Source organism: Planctomycetia bacterium (assembly GCA_016795155.1).
Taxonomy (GTDB): Bacteria; Planctomycetota; Planctomycetia; order Gemmatales; family HRBIN36; genus JAEUIE01.
On the sequence record JAEUIE010000019.1, the window covers coordinates 1 to 11,884 of the forward strand.

The 11,884-nt window shown below is 49.8% G+C and carries 7 protein-coding genes and 1 other RNA gene; 6 read left to right on the top strand and 2 right to left on the bottom strand.

The genetic code is table 11. From position 1 onward, the window contains the following. Positions 1-122: transposase (locus JNJ77_07660; GenBank protein MBL8822446.1), on the top strand; the 122-nt coding region annotated here is incomplete at its 5' end. 28 nt (positions 123-150) lie between these two features. On the opposite strand, the gene JNJ77_07665 is transcribed toward JNJ77_07660, so the two are convergent. Continuing rightward, a complete protein-coding gene (locus JNJ77_07665; GenBank protein MBL8822447.1) occupies positions 151-1,773 on the bottom strand; it encodes a SpoIIE family protein phosphatase in 1,623 nt (540 codons plus the stop codon). 151 nt (positions 1,774-1,924) lie between these two features. On the opposite strand from JNJ77_07665, the gene JNJ77_07670 reads away from it, so the two are divergent. After that, a complete protein-coding gene (locus tag JNJ77_07670) occupies positions 1,925-3,931 on the top strand; it encodes a hypothetical protein (GenBank protein ID MBL8822448.1) in 2,007 nt (668 codons plus the stop codon). Here JNJ77_07670 and rnpB read toward each other — a convergent pair. Continuing rightward, positions 3,930-4,292: RNase P RNA component class A (rnpB, locus tag JNJ77_07675), an RNA gene on the bottom strand. The two genes, JNJ77_07670 and rnpB, sit on opposite strands and share 2 nt — an antisense overlap. Positions 4,293-4,487: 195 nt before the next feature. Between rnpB and JNJ77_07680 the strand changes: the two genes are divergently transcribed. The 4 genes from JNJ77_07680 (at position 4,488) to JNJ77_07695 (ending at position 11,796) form a co-directional block, all read left to right on the top strand. Next, positions 4,488-5,681 (top strand): ATP-grasp domain-containing protein, encoded by a 1,194-nt coding sequence (locus JNJ77_07680; GenBank protein ID MBL8822449.1) that lies wholly within the window; start codon positions 4,488-4,490, stop codon positions 5,679-5,681. Further along, positions 5,678-6,388 (top strand): CPBP family intramembrane metalloprotease, encoded by a 711-nt coding sequence (locus tag JNJ77_07685; GenBank protein ID MBL8822450.1) that lies wholly within the window; start codon positions 5,678-5,680, stop codon positions 6,386-6,388. Before JNJ77_07680 ends, JNJ77_07685 begins: the two co-directional genes overlap by 4 nt. After that, entirely contained in the window at positions 6,372-10,820 is a 4,449-nt protein-coding gene (locus JNJ77_07690) for a DEAD/DEAH box helicase (GenBank protein MBL8822451.1), read from the top strand. Before JNJ77_07685 ends, JNJ77_07690 begins: the two co-directional genes overlap by 17 nt. A 70-nt stretch (positions 10,821-10,890) precedes the next feature. Continuing rightward, positions 10,891-11,796: an alpha/beta hydrolase gene (locus JNJ77_07695; GenBank protein MBL8822452.1), complete on the top strand. Its 906-nt coding sequence runs from the start codon at positions 10,891-10,893 to the stop codon at positions 11,794-11,796. Positions 11,797-11,884 lie beyond the last annotated feature (88 nt).

Sequence of the window (11,884 nt, forward strand, 5' to 3'; positions counted from 1 at the left end):
TCGTGGAGCGGACGTTCAACTGGCTCAAACGATACCGCCGTATCGCCACCAGGTACGAAAAAACTGGACAGAACTTCTTGGGGTTCTTCCAGTTAGGCTCTGTAATGATGCTGCTCAGGTAATTTGTCAACACGCTCTAATATCGCAATACTATTTCCTGCGAAGCAGGAAGATCGTTAAATCATCGTCATTCTCAGCTTTGCCTGAGAATGTTTCCAGACTTGCCTTGATGGTACGTTCCCAGCTTTCGCAACTGGTATTCTGAGGCAACGTATGTAGAGCCGTCATCAGTCGATCTAGGCCGAACATGTTCTGTCGAGTTGCATCATAGGTTTCAGTCAATCCATCGGTATAGAGCAAGAGGGTATCTTTTGATCCCATGTTCAGGCTGGTGTTCAGGAACTGCTGTGGGCCGACAACAATGCCCAGCAACCTGCCTGCAGGCTGATGAACCCGTTCCACCTTGCCGTCAGCACGACGCAGCAGCATGGGCGGATGGCCGCCGCCTGATATCATCAGATCGCCTGTTTCGGTATTCAGTACTCCCAGCACCATCGTAACAAAGAGAGAGTGCGGATTATCCTGGGCCAGCATGTCATTCACCTGCTGCAGCGTATCTGCTGGAGTTGCCCCCTGCTGAAGAAGATGCCTGCAGAGAGTACGTATGCCGCTCATCAGCATTGCAGCGGAAACACCTTTTCCGGAGATATCAGCTACCGCAAATCCTAATCGATTTGGGCCAACCTTAATGAAGTCATAGTAATCACCTGCAACTTCGCGAGCTGGATAGACCTCAGCATACAACTCCAGTTCATTAGCAAACTGTTCAGGCAAACTTCGGGGAAGAAAGCCGTCCTGAACTTGTCGAGCCAGAGACAAATCCCTGTCCATTCTTGCCTTTTCGACCAATTCTTCATGAAGTGAAGCATTTTCAATGACAACAGAAAAAAGCAGGGCGGTTGCTGCCAGCAGATGCAGATCGTCTTCCTTGAATGGATTGTCGTTGCCAAACCGATCGAGAATCACAACGCCCATAGGGCGACCATCATGAGCTTTGAACGGCGCACACACAAAGGACCGCACACCCATGCTGGTCAAAGTCGCTGTCGAATTAAATCGCTGATCATGGGATGCATCTTCAGCAACAATGCCAACTCCTTCATCCAGCACACGCTTGATGACTGCTCTGCTGAAATGGCGTGGAATATCCTGATCGGCATAACGGGTTCGAATGGCACGCACTTCGGGACGCTGTCTGCTATCCAGCAGCACTACCATGCCCCGATCTGCCTGCAAGAACAATGTCAGCAATCGTTCTAATAACTGTGGTAAGAGTGTTTTAAGATCGAGTGTATGCGATAACTGCTGAGCAATTTCAAGAATAACCTGCAGTTTTCGTGCTGCATCCAGCCTGAACAGCTTGGAGTTACTCACCATCGTGGGAATGCTGGCAGTGATTCGGATTTCTTTCTCAACTGGCTCATCCTGCTGCTGAAAGCAGATGGTGAAAGGCCCGATCTGGATTTTATCCTGTTCCTGGAGAGGCTGTCGGCCTGAAACGCGCGTATTGTTCAGAAAGGTGCCATTGCTGCTGCCAAGATCTTCAACAAAGAACAACTCGCCTTCGGTCAGAATTCGGGCATGTCGCCTGCTGACATCGCGTGCATCCAGTCTCAAGTCGGTATCTGCCTGCCTGCCCAGTACGCATTCTCTTCCCCGCAACTGGAATTGCTCTGTATATCCCCGATCATTAATTACAGTCAATACGGCCATGACTAAAATCCATCCTTCCTTGCGTTCCGATCATACGCTGTTACACGAAGGCTTTCAATCATTTTTGGAGTATTCTGCGAAATCTTGGGCACAGCCAACCTTGTGACTCGATAGACTGTAATGGACTGAACAACTTTGTGGAGAAGAGGCCATGTTGCACATCTGCGTTATCGCCCTGGCGATGCTGACCATTATTTCATCACATGCGCTTCCACCCGTTTCCAATGATGTCGGAGCCCTGATCAAAACACTGGAAGAGCATCCGGTTAAAGGGAAAGCTGGCTCGCCATTGATTCTCAATCGGAGCTTTGACACTAATGACCGGGAGCAATCTGACCGATTAGCCAAGGTGCTTGGATTTGTCGATAACGATGGAAACACTTCACCTCTGACTCTTGAAGTTCCTTTTCAAGAAGAGAGTTGGCTGCAGAAAATAAAAGAGTTGCAGGATACAGGCAAGCTCAAGACGATTTCAACCATTGATGCCGGTTCGCCTGATCAGATCGTAAAGCAATTCATGAAGAAAGCACAGAACAAATGGAAAGACAATCACACTGCCTTTCAGGACTATCTGAAAACTCGCCGGGCTGATGCCAAGGCACTGGGTGTTGCATCGCTGAATCATGCTAAACTCGTTTTCGACAAATCCGATTCACCACTCGGTTATTTCTCGAAGCGATTCATCATCGAAAAGTGCATGGAAGAGCTGCGGCAATGCAATCTTGACCTGGTGAAGCTGAACGCTTCCCTGAAATGGGGCGGCCCCTATGCTGGTAACTTTGAGATGAACAGCGATGCCCTGGTGCTGGAAGCCTGGCGAACCAAAGCAATTGTCCCCTGGGTGGCTGATCGATCCTGGTTCAATGGGGAATTCAGCCCACAGGTACTGGGATATTACCTCTCGCTTGCCAGAGCTGCAGATTCAAATACGCCGGTATTCTGCGATCTCCACACCGGAAATGGTCAGTATGCCACCGGTCTTCGTCGATCATTTTATCTTGGCCTAGCACAGGGAGCCCGTCGTATTCGATTTGTTGGCGCAGTTCCAACGGGATATGGAAAAAACCAGGAACATCTGGATCTCGATCAGATCGATATCTGGAAAACCATTCGCGAACTCACTCATGAAGCTGGACCATTGTCCCCATTACTGGCAAATACCAGTACGCGTCATCCCGATGTTGCAATTGTAGTTTCTCTCACCCAGGAACTGTGGGATCCAAGCCCCTGGGTTCATGAAGAGCGAAAAGCCATTTTCCATGCAGCACGCATGAGTGGGCATAATGTCTCCATCCTTACCGAAGAAGATATCCAGGAAGGTAAATTGCAGAAAATTGCATCCATCTATCTTGTGGGAGCCAACATCCAGCGTGAAACTGCGAAAGTTCTGAAGAACTGGGTTGCGAATGGTGGCAGCATTGCATGCGTAGCTGGACCGCATCGTGATGAGTATAACCTTCCCTGTGAAGACATGCTGGAACTGCAGGGTATTACTGCAGCGACCTGGGAAAGTTTCGCTAAGGCCGGACCTGCTAAAATTACGCTGGCCCACCACAAAGCACCGGAGATTATTCACTGGAATTACGAGGGTCTCAAACGTGAAATTCCCGTTGTCTATGGCAAACAGAAAATAACTCCTGATCCCAAGGTCTCTGAAAAATTTCATGTATTCGGCAAGTTCAAGGATGAGTCCCCGGCAATTGTCAAATATGAATATGTTCCTGAGAAATTGGGCCATTGCTGGGTGGTCTGCGCCCCCACAGGATCAGGCTGGTTGAAAACCAGTTTGCTTAGCAAGAAATGGGAAGTAGGCAATAAGCCTACCAGTTACAATCATCAACTTCACTTCAAGTTCCTGGATGGCGATATAGGTGACATTGTGATGTGCGCATCAGGCGATGCTCGTTTTGATGTGATCACCGATAATCTGGCCATTGAGAATATTGTTCTGGAAGGGCCTAAAACCTTTCTGGTCTTCAGCATCAACTGGTCAACCAAACCGGAAAAAGCCTGGCTGACGGCGCAGTATATTCCCAAAGGGATGGACGGTGTTCGTAGTCTGAGTGACGGGCCATTAAATGTTCAACGAATTGGCATTACCCTGACGTTCCCCAAGAACCTGGAATTCAAGGTCACTGAAGTCTTTGTGATTGAATAGCAGCAGGTGAACGATAAGCCGGGTTTTGTCCATCTCCAAGAGATGTGATGGGCATCTATCTACATTGCCAGTTGCCTGGCAACTTAAGCAGCCGACCCGAGAGTCAAACGGACCGGACCAGTCCTTCTCTCTGCTTGGCCTTGCTTCCAGTGGGGTTTGCCGAGCCGACGAGTCACCCCGCCGCTGGTGCGCTCTTACCGCACCTTTTCACCCTTACCCGAACTTGCATTCAGGCGGTGTACTTTCTGTTGCACTTTCCCTGGCTTTGCAGCCGGTGGGAGTTACCCACCACTGTGTCCTGTGAAGCCCGGACTTTCCTCTCGTCATCGTACGATGACCAGCGACCATCTTGTTCACCTGCTGCTTAACTCATTATACCGCCCATTGCCTGCACAGGGAGAAATTAACCAACTGCAAGCGAATGTAACAGTGATAACGAATCCGCAGGGTAAGAATACCAGGAACAACCCCGACTGATCTCTTCCGAAAATCTGCTTGCAACTATCATGAATAACAGCGAAAACAAATGCTGGTTTGACTGAAAACGAGATAAATCATGCCGCGTCCCACCATTTTATGTCTGTCGAGCTATTTCAAAGGCAATGCATTTATTGAACGTGCCAAGGCAGAAGGCTGCCATACCATCTTGCTGACGGTAGAAGACCGATTGAAAGAAAACTGGGCTCGGCACGCTCTGGACGAAGTCTTCGCACTCAAGAGTTTTGAAGAAAGAAAAGGCGTTATACATTCAGTCGCATACCTGATGAGAACACGTCCAATTGATCGCATCGTAGCATTGGATGATTTCGATATTGAACTGGGCGCAGCATTGCGCGAACACTTCAGGCTTCCCGGATTTTACGAATCAACCGCCAGACACTTTCGCGATAAACTGGCGATGCGAACCAGGGCACGCGACTTGGGTATCCCCATTCCCGAGTTCATTGGCGCCTTCAACTACGATGACATCCGGAGATTCCTGGCCAGAGTTCCTGGTCCCTGGCTGCTTAAACCCAGAGCCAGTGCCAATGCCATCGGAATAAGGAAAATGAACGATTCTGATGAGGTTTTCAAGGCGCTGGATACTCTGGGAGATGAGCAATCTCATCACTTGCTTGAAGCAATGATCCCAGGCGAACTTTACCACGTTGATTCCCTCGTTTCACAGAACAAAGTCGTGTTTGCCGAGGTCAATAAATATGCCAAGCCTCTTTTCGAAGTATATCATGGCGGTGGCATTTACATGACCAGGACATTCCCCCGTAGCAAACCTCAAAACGATTTGCTCCGCAAGGTCAACGAAAAAGTTCTGCTTGGATTCGGTTTGGATCAGGGTGTATCTCATACCGAGTTCATGCACTCGACTCGCGACAATCAATTCTACCTGATTGAAACCAGCGCCCGTGTCGGCGGAGCCAATATCGCCGACATGGTGGAAGCCGCAACCGGAGTAAATCTCTGGTCGGAATGGGCCAAGTTGGAGATTGACCGTGACGGCGATTACCGGCCACCAGTCAGCAGACAGTTATATGCCGGTACAGTTATTTCACTGGCTAAACAGGAATGGCCTGATTATTCAATGTTCACCGAATCCGAAATCACCTTTAAGCTCAAAAAGAAAAACCACATAGGTATGATTGTCGTATCGGAAAGTGATGAACGCATCGTTCAACTACTCAATCAATACAGTAGTAAAATCGCCCAGGACTTCCTTGCAGTACTGCCTGCTGCTACTAAAGCCATTGAATGACAAGACATTCTCCGACTACACCAATTGTCTTGCCCATACAGCGTTCTGTCTTGCTGATGAACACGCTGCTGGTAGAAGGCGGCCTGGCAGTGTTGGCCCTTTTTCTATCCTACTGGATTGGCCCAGACCTGTTCGGCGATTTCAACTGGAACCGATATGATATCATGATTGGTTGTCTCGGAGCAGTTCCACCACTGGTATTGATACTGGCTATGGACCGCTTCCCCATCGGCCCCTTCCGCCACATCTCCGATATCTCTGACAAGTTTCTCCGGCCCCTGCTGGCAAACTGCAAATGGCCTGATTATTTTCTGCTCGCATTTTTAGCTGGGTTTTGCGAAGAGTTGCTGTTCCGCGGTTGGATGCAACTCTTCCTCATAAACTGGGTGCCTGTTTGGTGCAGCGTTCTCATTACCGGAATCATTTTTGGATTATGCCACCTGATTACACCAGCCTACTTTATCATCGCCTGTCTGATCAGTATTTACCTGTCGTGTCTGTACATCTGGTCAGGCAACCTCGTAGTTCCGATGCTGACTCATGGTGTCTATGATCTGATTGCCATCTTTGCCGTCATGGCATTCTCACCAAAATCAATGCTGAATATTGAAAGCGAATCTCTGCACATGCCAATGAACAGTACAAGCCCACAACAGAACGACAGGGAATTGCCGGCCAAGGAAGAGGGCAATGAAAGCAATTCATGATAGCCTGGCACAGTTTCATCCAACTGTGGCACAATGGTTTCATGAACAAGTGGGAGTTCCGACACAACCACAAATCCTGGGCTGGCCTTCGATTGCATCGGGGCAGAATACTCTGATTCTGGCTCCAACCGGCTCGGGAAAAACACTCGCTGCTTTTCTCGCCTGCCTGGATCAACTCTGGAAACAGGAAAATCCTCAGCCGGGTGTTCAGCTCCTATACATCTCTCCGCTTAAAGCATTGAATAACGATGTCTTCCGAAACCTTCATGTGCCGCTACAGGGCGTAAAACAGTATGCACAGTTGCGGGGAGACAAACTGGCAGAGATCACGGTTGGGCTGCGCACAGGCGATACCTCCACCAGCGAACGGCAGAAACAACTCCGGAAACCTCCCCATGTGCTCATCACCACTCCTGAATCGCTGCATCTGCTGCTGACTTCACAAGGCCACGCCATTCTGAAATCAGTAAAGTGGTGCATTGTCGATGAAATACACGTACTCTGCCCCAATAAACGAGGTGTATTCCTGTCGATTCTGCTTGAACGGTTGCAGGAAGTGATTGGCAGTAAGGAAATGATTCGCATAGGTCTTTCCGCCACCCAGCGTCCATTGGAGAAAGTAGCAAGTTTTCTGGGTGGCTATCGGATATTAGAAACTGCTGGTTACGAACCCCGACCTGTGAACATTGTTGATGCGGGGCAGCGGAAAAGACTTGATTTGCAGGTCGTCAGTCCGGTAGACACCTTCGGTCCACTGCCCGAGAAAACGATCTGGCCCTCAATCTATCGCTATCTTTACGATCAGATCATTCAACATCGTTCCACCTTGATCTTTGCCAACAATCGCCGGGCAGTTGAGCGAATCACTGGTGCCATCAATGAACTTCATGAAGAACGTACCGTACCTGCCGCAGGCGAATCCATTCCACAACTCGCACGCGCACATCACGGTTCTGTTTCGCTGGAAATGCGAAGGCAGACCGAGCAGCAACTCAAGGAAGGAAAGCTGGCCTGCGTTGTCTCCACTGCTTCACTTGAACTCGGAATCGACATGGGCTCCATTGATCTGGTCTGCCAGGTCGAGTCATCGGGAAATATTGCCCGCTCACTGCAACGTGTCGGCAGGGCAGGGCACCTCGTAGGCAGCCATTCCAAAGGCCGTCTGATTCCCAAATCGCTGCCCGACTTGCTGGAGCAAACGGCGCTGGCCAATGCTATGATACATGGCGAAGTGGAACACCTGCAGGTTCCAGGCGGATGTCTGGACATCGTTGCTCAGCAGGTAATTGCGATGGTTGCCATGAAGTCGTGGTCTGTTCCAGAATTGTATGCCTTCTTCCGCAAGGCTTATCCACTGCATGAACTCACGCCGGAAGCATTTGAAAGCGTTCTGGAAATGATCTCAGGCCGATTTCCTGCTGACACTTTCCAGGAACTGAAAGCCAGAATCACCTGGGATCGCATTCACAATCGATTGCATGCACTGCCTGGCAGCAAACAGTTGGCGCTCGTCAACGGTGGCACGATTCCCGACACCGGGCAATATGCGGTTTACATTACAGGCACCACTAACAGAATCGGGGAACTGGATGAAGAGTTTGTTTTCGAACGCCGTATTAACGATGTCTTCACCTTGGGAACGAGCAATTGGCGAATTGATTCCATCGAAAGTGACCGGGTAACCGTCAGTCGTGCCGAGGGCACCGCCTCGGTGATGCCCTTCTGGCGAGGAGAAAAGATCAGTCGTAGCTACGAACTAGGAGTTGAGATCGGTAACCTGCTCCAACAGATGCAGGTGCGCATGGCCAATGATCTGAAGGAAGCACAGGCATGGTTGCAGGACACGTACCATCTGGAATTGAACGCTGCCAATAATCTCACACGATTTCTGAAGAGGCAGATTGAAGTTGCAGGTGTAATTCCAGGGCACGGAACCATTCTCTGCGAAGCGTTCCGAGACCAGATTGGTGATTGGCATCTTGTCATACTCTCGTCGCTGGGCAGTCGTTTCCATCTCACGCTGCGATTTGCATTGGAAGCCATCTGGCAGAAAGAATTTGGCTATCAGCCTCACTGCCTGCATCATGATGATGGCCTCTTAATTCGACTAAGTGATCATGAAAACCCGCCACTCGATATCCTTCAGAAACTTGATGCGGCCAAAGTGAAAGATCAGGTACTGCAGTCGCTGTCCAACAGTGCTTTGTTTGCCATCCGCTTTCGGCACAATGCTGCCCGCGCATTGATGCTGCCTGTTTCATCACCACAAAAGCGTGCACCACTCTGGCTGCAACGCCTCAAATCCAAAAACCTATTGCAAATAGCACGTGCTTATCCACGATTTCCCATCGTACTGGAAACCTATCGAGAATGCCTGCATGATCATCTGGTGATCGATCAATTCGTTTCAGTGCTTGAGTCCATCCAATCTGGAAAACTGAATGTCGTAACCCGAAGAGCAGAAACGCCTTCCCCCTTTGCATCTCAATTGCTGTTCAGTTTTACTGCTGCGTACCTGTATGAATGGGACCATGTCGAACGCCAGGGTACAAATACTGCATCGCCACTCGATACATCAGTCCTGGATCAGTTGCTGACGCCGGAAAACTACCAACACCTACTCGATCCGCAGGCGATAACACAAGTCAACAAACGATTACAGGGAACGGGGTTGCTCCCACGCACCCAGGAAGAATTCGCGGAATGGCTTCGCAAACTTGGCGATCTGCAGGATGAAGAGATTCCACCGGAGTGCACCCCTTTTCTCTCAGAATTGGAAGCCCAGAGCAGGATAGTACGATTGAAGATCGCAGACCACAAAGATTCGTGCTGGGTACTTGCAGAGTATCTTGAATCCTATCACGCCGTCAATCAATTGATTGCCAGAGACAATGTGGACGAGGCCGTCATTCAACAGGCATTAACTGTCGTACATCGATTTATCAGAAGTCATGCACTGGTAGGAATAGACGATATTCTCTCCCGTTATCCGTTGCCTCGCCAGTTGCTGGAAGATCGGATGCAGTTGTGGTCCAGCGAGGGAAAGCTGATAGCCATCGAAGAACCCGAAGGCTTGCCAGGTCTTCTGTTCTCTGCGCCCCAGAATCTTGAACAGGTTGAACGCTCAAGCATTTCTATCCGGCGAAGGGAAATCCCAACCGTCAGTGGTGAGATTTTTGCACAGTTTCTGCTCAACTGGCAGGGAAGGGCCATCGATCATCAGCAGGCTGGCCCGGACGGACTGAAGGCATGTCTGCACAGGTTGATGGGGCTTACGTTGCCACGAGAACTGTGGGAACGGGTCATTTTTCCCAGCCGGGTTACAGGCTATCAGACTCGCTGGCTTGATGACTTGATCATGTCGGGCGAATGGTGCTGGATTGCCCAGCCACTCCATGATGAAGATGACTCTTCCCGATGCCAGATGATCAGGTTTATCAAGCGTGATGACTTGCAATATTACCGCTCGCCTACCGATGAGTCAGCATTGGTAACTGATGAATCTGCAGTGCATCATGCATTACAATCACGCGGCGCCATGTTCCTGACAGACTTGTCGCAGCACCTTCAGCAACAACCAAGTCAAATCAGGCAGGCACTCTGGGCACTGGCTGAACGTGGCCTGGTTACCAATGATCGCTTCAATGTCCTGCGAAATATTGAACAGGTTCTGAATCCTGATTTGAATCAACATAGACGGGCATCGCTGCGTGCTCTTCGTTCACAACGTGCACCTCTTCAGGAAGGCCGCTGGTCGCTGGTGCCCTGGGGAACTGCAGAAACAGAATCGTGTGCCATTTTTCAGGTTCAACAGTTGCTGGAAAGGTACGGCATCATCAGCAGGGATCTGGCTCTCCTTGATGAAACACTGCTGCCCTGGCGGGTCCTTTACGAAATACTCTCACGGCTGGAACTGACAGGCGAAGTTCGTCGAGGCTACTTTGTTCATGAACTTGCTGGCGCTCAATTTGGATTGCCCTCGGCCATCGAACAATTGATGAAACTGAACCAGATGCAAGGCAAATCAGAAATGACCTTGCTGCATGCATTTGATCCAGCCAATCTATATGGCCCATCTCTCCCCTTGGGATGGCCATTTTCGAAATCAGAGAACGAGTCAGTCAACATTCCATGGAGCAGAAGAAAGAATAATTGGCTCATTCAGCAAGCTGGCAAGATCATTCTGGCCATCGAAAGTCAGGGGCGAAAACTGTGGCCTGCGCCTTCCGCAACGGCAAAAGAGTTGATGGAAGCTATTCAACTGCTGCCCGAAATAGTACGTTCCGTACATGGCGTTGATCTGCGTGCCAAACTGATGGTCGATGAATGGAACGGCACACCGGTTCAGCAATCCCCTGCGCGAGAATTACTCGAATCAGCAGGTTTTGTAAACGATTATCCCGCTATGTCCTGGTATGCAGCCTGGGCTTAGCAGGAGCATACTGGCAGCATGGCCAGTATGAAGTAACATAGAGTTGCAGAGTTGGAAATCTGGAGTTTCGATGAAAACGATCTTAATCAGTACCGTTATGACATTCTTGTCCTGCTGTACTATTTCCGGACAGGAAGCGTCGCCAAAATCCTCCGACCCCAAAATTGAAAAGTCAATTATCTTCGGCAAAGGTGGAGACACCAACCTTGAATTGAATCTTGCCATTCCACAAGGCAAAGGACCGTTTCCCGCTGTCATCCTCGTTCATGGAGGTGGCTGGAAAGGTGGCAGCTACAAAGACGTGCTGATGAACATGATCATGATTCGTCTGGCCAGGGCTGGTTATGTCGGAGCTTGTATCCAATATCGGCTGACACCCAGCGGCGCGCGTTTCCCATCGCAGATTGAAGACTGTAAATGCGCTGTTCGCTGGCTGCGAGGCAACGCGGAAAAATACAAGGTGGACTCCAGCCGCATCGGTGCACTCGGTGGCTCGGCAGGTGGCCATTTGGTACTCTTGTTGGGTGTCACCACCAGTGAAGATGGACTAGAAGGCAAAGGCGATTTACAGCCGGAGTTTGCAAAACAATCGAGTGCCGTCCAGGCAGTGGTCAATATTTTCGGACCAACTGATCTGGTGAATGGCGACTGGGAACCTGAAGTGGAACCTCTTATCAATGAATTGCTCGGCGGAACTGTGAAAGATAACAAGGCATTGGCTACGCGGGCATCGCCACTGACTTACTTGAAGAAGGATCGAGCCATTCCTCCCATTCTCACTTTTCATGGAACAAAAGATAACATTGTTCCTTACATTCATGCCACCAAGCTCCAAAAAGCACTCGATGCATTGAATGTGCCATCCAAGCTTGTGACGATGGAAGGCGATGGGCATGGCTGGGTGGGTGAAAAACTGGAACTAACACTTAAACAATCCATCCAGTTTCTTGATGAGCATCTGAAAGCCAGAAAGTGATTATCTTTTCAGGCCGCCATCGCTATTGTGGTCAAACAGCAAGCCGTTGGTTTGTTTTGTTGTGCTGGAGCATTGTTCCGATTTATTT